At 58.8% G+C, this 17,014-nt stretch carries 12 protein-coding genes; 9 read left to right on the top strand and 3 right to left on the bottom strand.

Going from position 1 to position 17,014, the window contains the following annotated elements; genetic code table 11:
- Positions 1–320: 320 nt before the first annotated feature.
- On the bottom strand, positions 321–1,424 hold the full coding sequence (locus tag QP981_RS00005) for an NAD(P)H-dependent flavin oxidoreductase (protein WP_284857258.1): 1,104 nt from the start codon (positions 1,422–1,424) through the stop codon (positions 321–323).
- Positions 1,425–1,534: 110 nt separating this feature from the next.
- The gene (gene betA / locus QP981_RS00010; protein WP_284857257.1) at positions 1,535–3,274 is read right to left on the bottom strand and encodes a choline dehydrogenase; all 1,740 of its coding nucleotides are present in this window, start codon (positions 3,272–3,274) and stop codon (positions 1,535–1,537) included.
- A gap of 347 nt (positions 3,275–3,621) precedes the next feature.
- Here betA and betT point away from each other — a divergent pair, with 347 nt between their 5' ends.
- From betT to QP981_RS00025, 3 genes are all read left to right on the top strand, one after another.
- Complete coding sequence (gene betT, locus QP981_RS00015; protein WP_284857256.1) at positions 3,622–5,802, top strand: choline BCCT transporter BetT; 2,181 nt, start codon at positions 3,622–3,624, stop codon at positions 5,800–5,802.
- The gene (locus tag QP981_RS00020; RefSeq protein ID WP_284857254.1) at positions 5,803–7,371 is read left to right on the top strand and encodes an aldehyde dehydrogenase family protein; all 1,569 of its coding nucleotides are present in this window, start codon (positions 5,803–5,805) and stop codon (positions 7,369–7,371) included.
- Positions 7,372–7,512: 141 nt separating this feature from the next.
- Positions 7,513–8,331, top strand: coding sequence for a CDP-alcohol phosphatidyltransferase family protein (locus QP981_RS00025; protein ID WP_284857253.1), 819 nt, complete (start codon positions 7,513–7,515; stop codon positions 8,329–8,331).
- On the opposite strand, the gene QP981_RS00030 is transcribed toward QP981_RS00025, so the two are convergent.
- Positions 8,328–9,347, bottom strand: coding sequence for a hypothetical protein (locus tag QP981_RS00030; protein ID WP_284857252.1), 1,020 nt, complete (start codon positions 9,345–9,347; stop codon positions 8,328–8,330). The two genes, QP981_RS00025 and QP981_RS00030, sit on opposite strands and share 4 nt — an antisense overlap.
- 204 nt (positions 9,348–9,551) lie before the next feature.
- On the opposite strand from QP981_RS00030, the gene QP981_RS00035 reads away from it, so the two are divergent.
- The 6 genes from QP981_RS00035 to kdpC all read left to right on the top strand — a co-directional run bounded on the left by QP981_RS00035 (position 9,552) and on the right by kdpC (position 17,001).
- Complete coding sequence (locus tag QP981_RS00035; protein WP_284857251.1) at positions 9,552–11,036, top strand: YeeE/YedE thiosulfate transporter family protein; 1,485 nt, start codon at positions 9,552–9,554, stop codon at positions 11,034–11,036.
- Between the two features lie 78 nt (positions 11,037–11,114).
- Entirely contained in the window at positions 11,115–11,786 is a 672-nt protein-coding gene (locus QP981_RS00040) for a YdhK family protein (protein ID WP_187404924.1), read from the top strand.
- 696 nt (positions 11,787–12,482) lie between these two features.
- Positions 12,483–12,575 carry a potassium-transporting ATPase subunit F gene (locus QP981_RS00045; RefSeq protein WP_016421618.1) on the top strand — a complete coding sequence of 31 codons (93 nt, stop codon included), beginning with the start codon at positions 12,483–12,485 and terminating at the stop codon, positions 12,573–12,575.
- Positions 12,572–14,224 carry a potassium-transporting ATPase subunit KdpA gene (gene kdpA / locus QP981_RS00050; protein WP_049181802.1) on the top strand — a complete coding sequence of 551 codons (1,653 nt, stop codon included), beginning with the start codon at positions 12,572–12,574 and terminating at the stop codon, positions 14,222–14,224. Before QP981_RS00045 ends, kdpA begins: the two co-directional genes overlap by 4 nt.
- Positions 14,221–16,329 (top strand): potassium-transporting ATPase subunit KdpB, encoded by a 2,109-nt coding sequence (gene kdpB, locus QP981_RS00055; protein WP_284857250.1) that lies wholly within the window; start codon positions 14,221–14,223, stop codon positions 16,327–16,329. The genes kdpA and kdpB overlap by 4 nt, the downstream gene beginning before the upstream one ends.
- Positions 16,330–16,410: 81 nt before the next feature.
- On the top strand, positions 16,411–17,001 hold the full coding sequence (gene kdpC / locus QP981_RS00060) for a K(+)-transporting ATPase subunit C (protein ID WP_048734312.1): 591 nt from the start codon (positions 16,411–16,413) through the stop codon (positions 16,999–17,001).
- Positions 17,002–17,014 lie beyond the last annotated feature (13 nt).

A 17,014-nucleotide genomic window follows, 5' to 3' on the forward strand; every position in this document is an offset into this window, starting at 1 on the left:
CCACTACATCTTGCGGTGCTTGATCCACTCCGGACAGCTGCAGGGGAAGATCAACGCACTCTAAAAACGGAAGAGCCAGTTTGCCTTTCGGAATCGTATTGGTGTGGTTCATAAATCACTAATAATACGAATAAGTCCTATTAGTGATATTAATTTTTTGAATTTCCACTGTCGCGAACGATAGTTGATATAGCTGGAAATTCAATAGTTTTGCTGGAAGGTAGCTAAATGGCTACCTAAATATTCGGGTAAGTGCGTGGATGGGCTACCTGTTGATATGGAACATTTCGACATTTGTGGATAGGGGAGTCTGATAGCGGTTACATTGACACTGACAACTCCGCAACAACATCGCCCGCAGTTTGGTTCTCGCACTGAGAAAAAGCAATACCTGCCCATAAGTTGAGATACTCGGGATCGCCGGCCTTATTCGCCGCGCCTCGAATCGGTGTGGTCAAGTAGTGCAGTTGCGGGTAAAGTTCCGGCGCGACCCTAGAAAACTCTTGGGTAAACGTGTTCTCGATGGCACGTGCAGGTTTACCGGAAAAGGCGTGAGTCAAAACGGTGTCACGCTCCACCAAATCATGCAGTGCCCGTCGGTGCGTCTCCTTCGTACCCGCCTCCGCGGTGGTGAGGAACCGCGTGCCAACTTGCACAGCCATCGCGCCGGCTTCCACAAGCTTGACGACGTCCTCTCGGTTACCCACCCCACCAGCGGCGATGATCGGTACATCGGTAACTGCACATGCCTCGATAACTGCTTGGGCGAGCTCTTCTACAGAGGCCCCAATGTTGTCGGAGGAGTCCTTCCCCTTTACGAATGCGCGGTGCCCACCCGCAGCTAGTCCCTGTAGAACAATGCGATCAGCGCCAGCTGCAGCCGCCGCCCGTACGCCCTCAATTGAGGTCGCATTGAGCACCACGCTGCGGCCAGATTCCTTTACCTGAGCAATGACCTCTTTATCTGGGTAGCCAAAAGTGAAGGAGACGAACTCCAGCGCATCGGGGTTGGGCAGAAAATCTTCCGCCAAAATTGCCTCGACTTTCGCCGAGAAGTAGTCATCTGACCAGGTCGGAGTGTCAGGCAAGTCGATGTCGAAGTGGGTAGCGGTCGGCGCCAGACGATTGCGAAAAGCGGTCCACTGAGCAACTTCCTCCTCTGAGGTTCCGACACCGGCGTCAGCCGTGTTGGGGCAGAAGAGGTTGATGCCGAAACCTGCGCCGTCGTCAAGCAGTGCGTACGTCTTCCGTGCCTGTTCAGTGAGCTTTTCGACAGTGAGATATCCGGCGGCAAGGGTGCCAACCCCGCCAGCATTGGAAACGGCAGCGACGAGTTCGGGCGTGGATGGGCCACCGGCCATCGGTGCCAGAATGATTGATGAGCGTCGGAGGTTTTCGGGTGATTGCGAGGTTGTGCTGCTCATAGGGCGAGAGTAACACTAAGGCCGGATTCCCCCGCGTGGGAGAACCCGGCCGGTGCCGACGTACGGCGTTGCGCAATAGACGCCGCGCTACCGCCTCAAAAACTCAAGAACTACTTGGTGCTCTCCGGCGGATCCAGCGGCATACCCTGGCCAGCGCGGTAGAAAGGAATGTCCTGCGGTGCCAGCGGAGTCTTGCCGGCGATGAGGTCAGCGGCCTTTTCGGCAATCATCATGGTCGGTGCGTAGATATTGCCGTTGGTGATGCCCGGCATGACCGAAGCGTCCACCACGTAGAGGCCATCGGTGCCGTGGACCTGCATGGTCTCCGGATCGACCACGGCCATCTCGTCGGAGGCCGGCCCCATCTTGCAGGTGCAGGATGGGTGCAGTGCGGTCTCGGCATCCTTGCGAACCCATTCGAGAATTTCCTCGTCGGTCTGCACATCTGCACCCGGGGAAATCTCGCCGTCGGTGTACTCCTTCATTGCCGGAGTGTCCAGCAGCTTACGGGAGACCTTCACAGCCTCGACCCATTCACGGCGGTCCTGATCAGTGGACAGGTAGTTGAACAGAATCGACGGCTTGACCTTGATGTCCGAGGAGGTGATGTGGACATGGCCACGGGCATCCGAGTACATCGGACCAACGTGGAACTGGAAACCGTGCGGGCTATCGATCTTCGTGCCGTCGTAACGCATGGCCAGCGGCAGGAAGTGGAACATCAGGTTCGGGTAGGGCTCGTTGTCGTTGGAGCGCGCGAAACCGCCACCCTCGAAGTGCGACGTTGCCACCGGGCCCTTGTGGGTGAGCATCCACCACAGACCGATGAACGGCCAACGCCACTTCTCCAGGTACGGCTGTGAAGACACCGGCTGGGTGGCGTTGTACTGAATGTAGACCTCCAGGTGGTCCTGCAGGTTCTCGCCGACACCAGGCAGGTGCTTGACGACGTTCACTCCGGCGGCATTCAGAATCTTCTCATCGCCAACGCCGGAGACCTCGAGCAGCTGCGGAGAGTTGAAAGCGCCACCGCAGAGGATGACCTTGTCTGCTCGCACCTGGTGTGTACGACCCTTCCAGGTGTACTCGATGCCGACGGCCTTGGTGCCCTCGAAGAGGATGCGGGTGGCTTCTGCGCGGGTGCGGAGCTCCAGATTTGGACGCTGCAGGGCTGGGTGCAGGTATGCGCGGGCAGCGGAGAGGCGACGGCCCTTGTCGATGTTCGCGTCGAAGGGACCGAAGCCCTCCTGGCGGTAGCCGTTGACGTCCGGGGTGTAGTTGTAGCCGGCCTGCTGGACAGACTTGAAGAAGGCCTTGAACAGCGGAGAATCGGCCGGACCGCGCTTCATGCGCAGTGGGCCGTCGTGGCCACGGCGCGGGTCGTCCTTGTCGGAGCCGAGTGCATTTTCCATGCGCTTGAAGTAAGGCAGAACGTGGTTCCAACCCCAGTTCTCTAGCCCCTTGGTGTCGCCCCACTTGTCGTAGTCCATGGGGTTACCGCGCTGGTAGATCTGGCCGTTGATGGAGGAGGAGCCGCCGACGACCTTGCCGCGGGCGTGGTAGATGCGGCGACCGTTCATCTCCGGTTCCGGCTCGGATTCGTACTTCCAGTCGTAGTACTTGTTGCCGATTGGGAAGGAGAACGCCGAAGGCATGTGAATGTAGAGATCCCAGAGGGAGTCCATGCGGCCGGCCTCGAGTACGAGCACCTGCTGAGTGTGGTCTGCGGACAGCCGGTTAGCCAGCACAGAGCCGGCAGAGCCCGCGCCAACGATGACGACGTCGCGGTGTTCGACTGTGGTGTTGCCATTCTTTTTACCGTAGTTGAAGACAGCCGGGAAAGCTCCCATGTTCTGGTGTACCTCCGTAGGTTGTTTGCCGATGTATATCGGAATAGTTTTCAAGGACTGTGATAAGCCCCGATAAGCCCCAAGTAATATTTAAAGGCGAGCCCTATATATTGATATTGGAATAAGTGGCCGGAGGCGTATCTCAAATCCCCTTCACCTATACAGAATGCCACACAATTGGTATTCAATTCCAGTTGGAATGATTTTAAACGCCTTGAAAACTGGGTAAATATGCAGGTGAAGATGTTGATGTTGGGGTGGCGAATTCTTCTGAATCGATTCTTAAACTTGAGGGATTATTCAAACTAGGTATGCTGGATTAGTTCCCGAATCTGAAGGATTTTCCTATGTCTGATACTCCGCCAACTGAGAAGGTAACGGAGGAAAAATCTGGATCGTCGCAAGAAATGCAGCGATCGCAGTCGGCCCCTCCACAACAAGCGCAAGCGAGTGCGCCCTCTGAGCCTGAGATCAACTGGCCTGTATTTATTATTTCAGGCGTTGGCATTCTCGCCATTGCCCTTTGGGCTATTTTTGCCCCGGACAATGCAGCGGACACCCTAGCTGGCATTGTCGCCTGGGTATCGAAGAACTTCGGCTGGTTCTATATTGTGACCGCGACGGTGGCAGTGCTCTTCATGCTCTACGTCGCTATCTCGCGAACGGGACAGATTAAGCTCGGCCCCGATCACGCCAAGCCTCAGTTTGGTCTGTTCTCCTGGGCCTCTATGCTCTTTGCGGCGGGTATCGGCATTGACCTGCTCTTCTTCTCGGTAGCGGAGCCGGTGGCACAGTTTTATGGCCCGCCGACCGGAGACGCGGAGACCATCGAAGCTGCACGTCAGGCAGTGGTGTTCACGCTCTTCCACTATGGCGTGACCGGTTGGGCACTCTACGCCCTGATGGGTATGGCATTCGGCTACTTCGCGTATCGCCTGAACATGCCGCTGACCATTCGTTCGGCGCTCTATCCGATTATCGGCAAGCGCATCCACGGCCCCGCTGGTGAAGCGGTCGAAATCGCGGCGATGCTGGGTACCGTTTTCGGTGTCGCAACCTCGCTGGGTATCGGCGTCGTCCAGCTGAATTACGGCCTGCGTGTACTGTTCGGGGTGGATGAGAGTACGTCCTGGCAGATCGCTCTAATCGTCGTGGCCGTATCGGTGGCTATCGCCTCCGCAGTTTCCGGTGTCGACAAGGGAATTCGTCGTCTCTCGGAGCTCAACGTTGGCCTGGCCATCTGCTTGATGCTCTACATCCTGGTTACCGGCCGCACCGCGTTCCTGTTTGACGCACTGGTGATGAACGTCGGTGAGTACGTCTCGAAGTTCCCGTCCATGACTATGGATACCTACGCGTTCTCCGGAGCGCAGGAATGGTTGAACTCCTGGACCCTGTTCTTCTGGGCTTGGTGGGTGGCCTGGGCACCGTTCGTCGGTTTGTTCCTGGCTCGCATTTCCCGTGGCCGTAGTCTGCGTCAGTTTGTCGTCGGCACGCTGACCATTCCATTCCTCTTCGTTCTGATGTGGGTATCGGTGTTCGGTAACTCGGCTCTGGACCTGGTTATCGGTGGCGATTCGGAGTTTGGGCAGACTGCATTGGATTACCCGGAGCGCGCCTTCTACCTTCTGCTAGAGCAGTACCCGGCACCGATGTTGGTGGCGGCAGTCGCCTCCCTGATCGGTCTGCTGCTCTACATCACCTCGGCTGACTCGGCAGCACTGGTGATGAGTAACTTCACTTCGAAGATCACCGACACACAGCAGGACGGTAAGAAGTGGACCCGTATTTTCTGGGCTGTCGTGGTCGGTGTGCTGACCATCGCGATGCTCTACGTCGGTGGTATTCCGACACTGCAGTCCGCGACGATTGTGATGGGCCTGCCGTTCGCCTTTGTCATCTATCTGGTGATGTATGGCCTCTTTAAGTCGCTGCGACTGGAGCTGCTGCAACAGGATTCGACACGTCGGGCCCTCCATGGTGCGATGTCGGGCCGCGCCGTAGATGGCGAACAGGGCGACTGGCGTAAGCGACTTGCCCGCTCCATGTCCTTCCCGGGCAAGAAGCCAGTCATGCGCTACCTCGACCGAGTGGTACAGCCCGCGCTTGAACAGGTGGCAGAAGCTATCAGGGACCGTGGCGGCGAAGTGACGCTGCACCGTGAACCAGCAGAAGAAGTTGGCATCGACCAGATTGACCTGCAGGTCGGATTCGGCGAGGAGATGAGCTTCCGCTACCAGGTCTATCCGGTTGAACACTTGACGCCGTCTTTCGCTGGCCTGGTACACCTGGACAGTGATGCTGATATTTACTACTACCGCCTCGAGGTCTTCACGCTTACCGGCTCGCTCGGCTACGACGTCTATGGATACACCCAAGAGCAGCTGATTTCCGACGTCCTCGACCTCTACGAACGGCACTTGGAGTTCCTGCATATGCAGTCTGATCTCCCGGGCACCTCAGATTTGTCCGATAATGCCGAACCTGTCCGCGAATGGTCTGATGACTACGCCAAGGAGGATTCCTAAATGACCTTTAAGCCTTCCACTACTGATAAGGCTCTCGCACCCGAGACCGCCAAATCTCACGAAGGGGCCGCCACGCTGTTTATCAACGGCACCTGGTCCGCTGCAGCCGCTGGCAACACTCGCACCATCGAGTGCCCGGCCGATGGCTCTTTCATCGCCGAGGTCGCGGAAGCAGACGCCACCGACACCGAGCGCGCCATCGCCGCCGCCGACGCTGCTTTCCGACGTACCGGAGAAGGTTCCTGGGCATCCTGGAGCACAGCTGAGCGCAGCAAGTTGGTACTCGATATCGGTACTGCCATCAGGCAGCGCAAGGACGAATTTGCCTGGGCAGAGGCTATGGATACCGGCAAGCGTCTGCCTGAGGCAGCAGCCGATATGGACGACATCATCGCCTGCTTTGAGTACTTCGGGAAGCTCGCGGGCAATGATGCCGGTCGTCTCGTGGATGCGGATGACCCGTCCGTCGTCGCGCGTATTGTGCGTGAACCTGTTGGTGTCTGTGGCCTGATTACGCCGTGGAACTACCCACTGCTGCAGACCGCATGGAAGGTTGCACCGGCGCTGGCCACGGGCAATACCTTTGTGCTCAAGCCGGCGGAGCTGACTCCGCACACAGCAATTCTGCTCATGCACGTCATCGATGATCTGGGTGTTCCGGCAGGCGTTGCCAACCTCATTACCGGAGCCGGTGCCGAAGCGGGCGCACCGCTGTCCTCGCATCCGAAGGTGGACATGGTCTCCTTCACCGGCGGTCTTGTCACTGGCAAGATTATTGCTGGTGAAGCGGCTAAGTCTGTGAAGAAGGTCGCGCTTGAGCTCGGCGGCAAGAACCCGAACATCATCTTCGCCGACGCCGATTACGAAGCCGCTTTGGACAATGCCCTCAATGCTGCCTTCCTGCACTCTGGTCAGGTGTGCTCGGCGGGCGCTCGCTTGATTGTGGAGGAGTCCATCGCCGAGAAGTTTGTCGACGATCTGGTCGAGCGCGCCGGACACATCCAGCTCGGCGGTCCGCTCGACGAGAAGGCCGAGACCGGTGCGCTGATTTCGAAGCAGCACTTGGATAAGGTCGCGGCATACGTCGATCGGGCTCGTGAGCAGGGCGCTCGTGTGCGCGTAGGCGGCGAGATCGCCACGGGCACCACCGCCGATGGTTCCGCCTCGCTTGCCGACGGCTACTTCTACCTCCCAACCGTGATTGACCAGGTCACCCGCGAAATGGACTGCGTTCACGACGAAGCCTTTGGACCGGTGGTGACGGTGGAGACCTTCACCACGGTTGACGAGGCCATCGAGATCGGCAACGACACCGAATATGGCCTGGCCGGTGCGGTGTGGACATCTAACCGCGAGGTTTCTGAGCGCGTTTCTCGCGAGCTGCGTCACGGTACCGTCTGGATCAACGACTTTGGCCCCTACCTGCCACAGGCCGAGTGGGGTGGCTTTGGTCAGTCCGGTATTGGCCGCGAGCTGGGCCCGACCGGCCTGGAGGAGTACACCGAAGCCAAGCTGGTCTACGAGAACACAGCACCGGCTGTTACCGGTTGGTTCGAGGATCGTCGTTAAATAACTCGGCACAAGCCCGAGTAAAAATACGGGAAAACGATCCATCGGCCGTTATACTCACCGATTGAAAAAATCGACTCTGCGCACAACTGCGATAAAGGTTTGCAGTTGTGCGCATTTGTTCTCTAAAGGACATCTGCCGTGAACGCTACTACCCGCTCCGACAATGCCAGTTCTAGTGCCGCCAGTGGGCCAGATACTGCCTGCGCCGATACTGCCAGCACCGCCGCGACCTTCACCCGCTTCACCCGGCGCCAGCATGTCATCGCCTGGGCTGTGCATGCCTTTACGCTGACCGGTTTGGTGTGGGCAACGCTGGCTGTGGTCGCGCTGCTGGAGGGCCGCCCACATTGGATGTGGCTCTGGTTGGGAATTGCCCTCGTCGTCGATGGTGTCGATGGCAATATGGCGCGTAAGCATCACATCAAGGAAGTCGTCCCGTGGTTTAACGGCGCAGTGGTGGACAACATCGTCGACTATCTCACCTGGACCGCCATACCCGCCGCTTTCATGGTCATGTATCTGCCGCTGGGGCCACGTCCGTTGGCGATCGCCCTGATGATTCTGGTCCTGGTGTCGTCGATGTTCTGCTATGCCAACGAAGCCGCCAAGTCTGGCGATTACTACTTCGTTGGTTTCCCCGCCGCGTGGAACATCGTGGCAGTCTTGCTGTGGGTATGGAACGCGCCCATGGCGGTGTGTATCTCTGCCATTTTTATCTTCAGCGCAATGACGTTGGTGCCGCTGCACTACACGCATCCATTCCGCGTGGAACGCGGCCGGATTGCCAACATTGCCGCAACGTTCATCTGGATTGTCTCGACCGGCATGCTTATCGCAAGTGAGACGATGGCAGCGTCGTTAAGCAAGGCGTCTATCCACGGGCTTGTGGCTGTCAACGTTGCCGCCGGTGCCTGGCTGATTATTGGCGGCGTGCGGCGCTCGCTTAGCGGTCGCTAGCGGCAGTTGGTGGGCGGTTGGCGCAGGATTGCGGAGATGGCGCGGTCGCGCAGCCAGCGGATGTATTCGACGGCGCAGGCTGCAACAATTAACGCAATGACAAAGATGGTGACCCACACCGGATAATCGCGTCCGTTGGCCCAGAAATAGACATAGGGCGAGACGAAAGTCACTACGGTGATCAGGAGCCCCAGCATTCTTCGGCCGAATGAGCGGCCGGTGATCATCTCGACAATTCCCCAGGTGTAGGGGATAGCGGTAATGATGTCGATGCTCCACAGCACCCAGACATTGCCGTGGAATCCGGGGACGAAAACCACAGGTAGCGCGCGGAGCGAAGAGTAGACCATCACCACCAGGTAGGCCAACACTTTCGGGTTGTAGAGCAGGCGCCACACGGGGTTGCGCTCGATGAGTTTGGTCCCGACTTTGCGTAGTGCATGCAGATTCTTTTGCTGCATGACCAGCGTATTTGTCCCCTCCAGTAGGTAAGCGAGCAGTTTTTGCTGCTCGAGACTGCCGTGTGCCCAGGCCTGCACCAGCTCGCTTGGCGAGATAGCGATGGGCACCAGTGGTTCTCCGCGCTGCTTCAGTGCAGTGGGAAGCTCGAGGGTGCTGCCATCGAGCTTATCGACGGCCAGTTCCGGGCCCACCACATGAACGATGTCGCCGCCGAGGATGTTTTGCACCTTGTCGACATCACTGTGGGGTAGTGAGCTGAACCAGAGTAGCTGCCGGGAGGAAATCGCCATTCGCAAGGCGGTACCCAGAGCTTCTGCCGCGTCATCGATGGCGTAAAAGTCCTGCGTGTTGGTGTGGGCGAGTGAACGCAAGCTGTCGATTGTCACGACATTTTTGGCATTGAGCTCGCTGAGGCGAGCCACGCCGGAAATATCGATGACCGCCTGAGGATCAAGGGCGAAAGCATGGGGAAAAGGAAGGTCGAGTATCGAGCGCATCGCAAGGAGCCGCTGGTGTCGCTGGTGTCCAACCAGGGCTGAATTCTGTGCGCTCATAGTGTTTTAGCTTGCCACAACTTGCGCTTCTCACCAGCAACTATACGGTTCGGTCTGTCTATTGGCAGGTGTTCTACCCTGTGAAAACTTCATTAAGTTGGACTTTTTTCGCTGTGTAGAGTAGCTTCTAATCCACTAATAGACAGGTCTGTTCATTATGGCTTTGATGACGGACTGGCTCATAAATTTAGGAGAAACACTCTCATGCTCATCTCAGGACTAGCGCTGGGCGCCGTGCTCGGCTTTGTTATGCAGCGAGGACGCTTCTGCGTCACCGGCTTCTTGCGCGATATCTTCACTCAGCGCAGCTGGCGTGGCTTCGTCGCCTTGCTGATTGTTATTTCCGTCCACGCCATCGGTCTGGCCGCCCTGACCAGCGCCGGCGTGATTACTCCCGAATACAAGGAGCTGGCACCGCTGGCTGTTATCGTCGGTGGCGTTATCTTCGGTCTGGGTATCGTCCTGGCCGGTGGCTGTGCCTCGGGCACCTGGTACCGCTCCGGTGAAGGCCTGATCGGATCATGGATTGCACTGGTCTTTTACGCTCTGTCCGCTGCTGCCATGAAGACTGGCTTCCTCAATGGGGTACAAGATGCCTTGAAGGACCGCACCGTCGGCCTGACCAGCATCCACGCCTCGCTCGGCATTAGCATCTGGCCCCTGGTCATCGCGTTGAGCGCCGTCACGGCATACTTCGCCGTCCGCTTCCTGCGCGAAGAATTCTCCGGTCCGCGCCCGGCCACTCTGGCGCCGCGCAAGTCCGGTCTCGCGCACATTCTGACTGAAAAGACCTGGCACGTGTACGCCACCGCCGCCATCGTCGGTGTACTTGGCGTTATCGCATGGCCGCTGTCCGCCGCCACCGGCCGCAACGACGGCCTCGGCATCACGACTCCGTCCTCCAACCTCGCCAACTACGTTGTCACTGGTGACACCGAGCGTTTCGACTGGGGCGTCCTCCTCGTCCTCGGCATCCTCGTCGGCTCCTTCATCGCGGCCAAGGCCTCCGGTGAATTCCGCCTCCGCGTCCCGGACGCCACCCAGGGTGCACGCTCGGTCGTCGGCGGCATCTTCATGGGTGTCGGCGCTGCGTGGGCCGGCGGCTGCACCGTCGGTAACGGCATGGTTCAGACCTCGCTGTTCAGCTACCAGGGTTGGCTCGCACTGGCGTCCATCGCCGCAGGTGTCGCTATCGCCGCAAAGCTCTGGCTGAAGCCGTCCGCACCTTCGCTTAACGACGTCCCGAGCACCCCTTCCACCACCAACGACACGGCGGTATCGGCAACTGCTCCGGTCACTTCGGCTGCTACTTCGCCTGTGTCCCTGCCGGGTAGCGAAGGTGCCGGTGTCGCTGGCACCGAGGCCTCCCCGCTGGCGGGTGCCTTTACTGTCGCGCCGGTAGCGTTGCTCGACCGGAGCGTCGTAAAGCAGGAAGACGGCAAGCTCAAGCCGCTGGGCGGCGGGCGTTACGAGCTCGACACCGTCGGCGCGGTGTGCCCATTCCCGCTGATCGAGGCCAAGGACGCGATTGGCAAGATTGAGATCGGCGAGGAGCTGGTGATTCCATTCGACTGCACCCAGGCCACGGATGCGATTCCGCGGTGGGCTGCGAAGGATGGCCACGAGGTCACCAATTTCGAGCAGACCGGTGAGGCTGGCTGGACTATCTCTGTTCGCCGAGGGCGATAAGTCCTGGTGACGCTGGGGGAGCGTTGTTAGGCTATGAGGTCATAGATTGATTGACACCAACAACAAAGGAGCTCAACCATGGCAAAGAATATTCGACCACTAGATGCTCTCGTAGCCGCGGGTGCCGCCAGCGTCCTTGTGCTGGCCGGTTGCTCCTCCGATGATTCGGCTAGTACTGAGGCAAGCAGCACTGTTAGCGAGACCAGCTCTTCCGTGTCGGCCACCAGCACTGAGGGCCATGACGACATGGATGATATGGACGATGCCGATGATCATGGCGGTCATGGTGACCACGGTGATGACGCGATGGCCGGCCATGACCATCCGGCCGATGGTGGTCCGGCTCCAGAGGGAATGATTGCGGCGGACAACGCGAAGTTCCCGGTCGGCAGTGAAGTGCAGGTTCTCGCCGATCACATGCCGGGCATGAAGGGTGCAGAAGGCAAGGTTGTTGGTGTTTTCAACACCACTACCTACTCCGTTTCCTACACCCCGACCGATGGCAGTGAGCCGGTGAAGGACCACCGCTGGGTCGTTCATGAGGAGCTGGAGAACCCAGGCGAAGCACCGCTTGCCGACGGCTCCGAGATCACCATCAACGCCGAGCATATGGCGGGCATGAAGGGGGCCAAGGGCACTGTTGACTACTCCACCCAGGAGCCGGTGTACATGGTCGACATTGACGATGATGGTATGACCATGAAGAACCACAAGTGGGTTACTGAAAGCGAGCTTGCTCCGGAGGACTAATCAGCTCCGGCGGACTAATTAGCTTTGGTTGGTTAGTTAGGCACTTCTAGGTCGGCTAATTCAGGTCGGTTGCTTCGACCTACCTCAATCCATTTACAAACCGGGTATCACGCGGTAAGCGTGGTGCCCGGTTTTTTGATGCTCGCGTCCAAAAGCCTTCGGGTAGCGCGTGGTCCGGCTGGGGGCGGGGCGGAGATGGCGGGGGCTGAGGCGGCGGGGCGAGGGCGGGGACGGGGTTGGGCGGCCACTTGTCGATGCGTTATTCACTGATGCCCACGCTATAGCGCATCGACAGGTGAATAGCTCATCGACAAGTAGCCAGGTAGACCCCACAGCGTGCGCATAAGTGGTGGAAAACCATCGATAAGACAAGGGAAGTCATCGACAGGTCACGGAAAACCATCGATAAGTCGGCGACATCAGCGCGCCTGCCCAGATCTCCCTCCCCACTTGGTCCCAGAAGTGGCTATTAATTCGCCGCGTACCTGCATTGGCACTTTCTTAATCAGAAGTGCATTCGCGCATCTCTAAGCGCATAACCCCAGTTCAGTCGGGTGTTAAAAAAGCGTTAATAGGTGCCCGCCGCAGTAGGTATGGGTGTTTTATAACTGTCATGTTCGTAGACATTTTGCTTCTTCTACTCACCATTGCGGCCTTCCTGCTACTGCAGGGCTGCGCAAAGGCGGTGAAGAAACTATGACGTGGGAATTGATCGTCGGCGCCATTTTAGGTTTGGCGGCATTGGGCTATGTCCTGGTCGCCCTGATTGATCCGGAGCGATTCTCGTGAGCAACGTCATTATGGGATTTGTCCCGGTAATCATCGTGATGGCCGCACTGGCCATCCTTTACATCCCGCTCGGCAATTACATGGGGCGGGTATTCACCACTGATAAACACTTGGGTGTTGAGCGCGGTTTCTACCGCGCCATCGGTGTGCGCCCAGAGGCCAACCAGCACTGGACAAAGTACACCGCCAGTGTGTTGAGCTTCTCCGCTGTCAGCGTCATCTTCGTCTACCTGCTGCAGCGAGTGCAGCAGTGGCTACCGCTCAACCACGGCAAGGGCCCAGTTTCTCCGGACCAGGCGTGGAACACCGCGGTGTCGTTTACCACCAACACCAACTGGCAGTCCTACTCCGGTGAAGAAGCCATGACAGTGCTAACCCAGATGGCTGGCCTGGCAGTTCAGAACTTCGTCTCCGCCGCAGTCGGTATTGCAGTGGCGGTGGCGCTGGTCCGAGGCCTGGCCAACCGTCACGGTGACGGCAACATCGGCAACTTCTGGGTAGATCTGACTCGTACCGTCCTGCGAGTGCTGCTGCCCATCGCCGCTATTGGTGCAATTCTGCTGATTTCGCAGGGTGCCATCCAGAATTTCTCGGCCCCACAGACTATCCAGACTGTCACCGGCGGCAGCCAGACTATCCCGAGCGGTGCCGTGGCATCGCAGGAGGTCATCAAGGAATTGGGCACCAACGGCGGTGGCTACTTCAACGCCAACTCCGCGCATCCATTTGAAAACCCGAATGCGTGGACCAACATGCTGGAAATCTTCCTTATCCTGTTGATTCCGGTCTCGTTGACCAGGGCATTCGGTGTCATCATCGGTGACAAGCGTCAGGGCTGGGCAATTCTGTCCACCATGGCGGTGCTCTACTTCATCTCTCTGGCTGTCGTTATGTCCAGCGAGACTGCGCTGCAGACCTTCCAAGGTGGCGGCATGGAGGGCAAGGAAATGCGCTTTGGCGTGCTGCCGAGTTCCTTCTTTGCGGTGACCACCACCATGACGTCGACAGGCGCGGTGGACAGCTTCCACTCCAGCTACTCACCACTGGCAGGCGGCATGCTCATGCTGAACATGCTGCTGGGCGAGATCAGCCCTGGTGGTGTGGGCTCCGGTCTCTACGGCATGCTCATCATCGCCATCCTGACCGTATTCATCGCCGGCCTGATGGTCGGCCGTACCCCGGAATACCTGGGCAAGCGCATTGGTGTTTCGGAAATCACCAAGGTTTGCCTCTACATCCTGGTCATGCCAGTGCTGGTGCTGGCAGGTGTCGGTATCTCCACCATGCTGCCGTCGACGCTGGACTCCGTGTCCGCTGACGGACCGCACGGTTTCTCCGACCTGATTTACGCCTTCACCAGTGCGTCCAACAACAATGGTTCGGCATTCGCGGGCTTCGGTGCCGATACCCCGTGGTTCAACATGAGCCTCGGTTTCGCCATGCTGTTTGGTCGCTTTCTTCCAATTGTCATGGTGCTGGGTCTGGCTGGTGACTTCGCCAAGCAGCGACCAGCCGCCGAGACCGCTGGCACCCTGCCAACTCACCGACCGCAGTTTGTCGGCCTGACCGTTGCCATCGCAATCATCGTCAGCGCCCTGACCTTCCTACCAACCCTCGTCCTAGGTCCGCTGACGGAGGCCCTGTCATGAGCAAGAATTCCAACGCATCTTCCGCATTTTCTCCCAGCGCACTGAAAGCGGCTCTGCCGCTGGCGCTGAGCAAGATGAACCCGCGCCAGCTCATCGCCACCCCGGTGATGTTCCTGGTCGAAGTCGGTGCCGCATTTACGCTGGTCCTGGCCATTGCGCACCCGTCGCTGTTCAGTATTTCCATCACGGTGTGGCTGTGGTTGACGGTACTTTTTGCAACGCTGGCGGAAGCCGTCGCTGAGGGCCGCGGCAAGGCACAGGCGGAATCGCTGCGCGCTTCGCGCACCACCTCTGATGCCTTCAAGCTCAACAACGGCGCCAACGCCGCTGCAGCACTGGAGAACCCAGCCGCGCAGACCACCAAGGTCGCGGCCACGGACCTGGTTCCGGGTGACATCGTCATCGTCTCCGCCGGCGAGCCGATTCCCGCCGATGGCGACGTGATCGTCGGCGCTGCCAGTGTCGATGAGTCCGCCATTACCGGTGAGTCCGCGCCGGTCATCCGCGAGGCCGGCGGTGATCGGTGCGCGGTCACCGGTGGTACACGCGTGCTTTCCGACGCCATCGCCATCGAGGTCACCACCATGCTCGGTGAGAGCTTCATGGATCGCATGATTGGTCTGGTCGAAGGCGCACAGCGCAAGAAGACTCCGAACGAGCTGGCACTTGGTTCCCTGCTGCACGTGTTGACCCTGATCTTCCTCATGGTCGTCATCGCCTTGGCACCAATGGCTGTCTTCAACGGCGCTGAGCAGGACCCATTGGTACTGGTCGCACTGCTGATCTGCCTGATCCCGACCACTATCGGCGCGCTGCTGTCCGCTATTGGTATCGCCGGTATGGACCGCCTGGTTCAGCACAACGTGTTGGCCATGTCGGGCCGTGCGGTTGAGGCCGCTGGTGACGTCGCCACGCTGCTGCTAGACAAGACCGGCACCATCACCTTCGGTAACCGTCAGGCTGCGGAGTTCTCCGAGGTCGGCGACACCACGCACGCTGAATTGGTACACGCCTGCCAGCTTTCTTCGCTTGCCGACGAAACCCCCGAGGGCCGCTCCATTGTCGAGCTCGCGGAAACCGAATCGAATGAACGCATCGACGAATCCGTCTATGCCAATGCGACCTTCATTCCCTTTACCGCTCAGACTCGTATGAGTGGTATCGAGTTCCCCGCTACCGGCGGCGAGAAGAAACGCAAGGTAGTCAAGGGTGCCGCAATGGAGATTGTGAAGCTGATGAAGTGCATCGGTGCCACCGTGCCGCCCGAGGTCGATGGCATTGTCCAGCGCATTTCGGAAGCGGGCGGTACCGCGCTGGTGGTCGCCGAGGTATTTGGCGGCGACGAAGTAACCAGCGGTGAGTCCGGACGAGTGCTGGGTGTTATTTATCTCAAGGACGTCGTTAAGCCTGGCATGCGTGAGCGTTTCGATCAGCTGCGTGAAATGGGCATTCGTACCGTCATGATCACGGGCGACAATGCGGTGACGGCGCATGCGATTGCGAAGGAGGCCGGCGTCGACGATGTGCTCGCTGAGGCCACCCCGGAGCAGAAGCTAGAGTTGATCCGCAAGGAGCAGTCGAAGGGACGCCTGGTCGCCATGACCGGTGACGGCACCAACGATGCACCGGCATTGGCGCAGGCAGATGTGGGCGTGGCAATGAACACTGGTACGTCGGCGGCGAAGGAAGCGGCCAACATGGTGGACCTGGATTCGGATCCGACCAAGCTCATTGACGTGGTGGGAATCGGCAAGCAGTTGCTGATTACCCGCGGTGCGCTGACCACCTTCTCCATTGCCAATGACGTGGCGAAGTACTTCGCCATCATTCCAGCCATGTTCGTCACGGCGCTGCCTGGCCTGGACAAGCTCAACATCATGAACCTGCATTCGCCGGAAAGCGCCATCCTGTCTGCAGTGATCTTCAACGCGCTGGTGATTGTCGCCTTGATTCCGCTGGCTCTCAAGGGCGTGAAGTACCGCGCCGGGTCGGCTGCCTCACTGCTGAGCCGCAACCTGCTCATCTTCGGTGTCGGTGGCATCATCGCACCGTTTGTCGGCATCAAAATTATTGACCTCCTGCTCTCCGGAGTGTTCGGGATGTAAGTGCCTTGGCCTCGCGCCAAACGGCGCAGCCAGCGCACAGCACTTGGCATCTCGCAACATGTGAAAAGAATCGAGAAGGACATGAACAAGAACTTTCGGTTGGTATCCACCACAATCAAGGCATATTTGCTGCTCACCGTGGTTATCGGCCTGCTGTACCCAGCCGCAATCTGGGTAGTGGGGCGAATCTGGTCCGATAACGCTGATGGCTCGATGATGTATGACTCCGCAGGCAAGGCCCAGGGCTCGGAGCTCATTGCCCAAGAAGTGACAAAGCCGGGATTTTTCTACCCGCGCCCGTCTGCTGCGGGGGATAATGGCTACGACGCGATGTCGTCTTCGGCATCGAACGTGTCGCCGTATAGCAAGGAGTTCCAGGCTGAAATCGAACAGCGCCGCACCGATGTCGCTGCCCGCGAGGGCATCGACCCGGCCCAGGTACCGGTGGAGGCAGTCACCGCCTCCGGTTCCGGTCTGGATCCGCATATCTCCGAGAAGTACGCACAGCTGCAAGCACCGCGCGTGGCCAAGGAGCGCAACCTGCCACAGGCAGAGGTTGAGCGGTTGATCTCGGAAAATAGTGAAAACGCAATTACGGAACAGGGCTCGCAGGATGGTGGGCGACTGGTCAACGTCGTAAAGCTGAACGCCGCTCTGACAGACGGACAGTAAGCATCCTGCGATT

The organism is Corynebacterium sp. MSK047 (genome assembly GCF_030232285.1).
In the GTDB taxonomy this organism is placed as follows: Bacteria; Actinomycetota; Actinomycetes; order Mycobacteriales; family Mycobacteriaceae; genus Corynebacterium; species Corynebacterium jeikeium_D.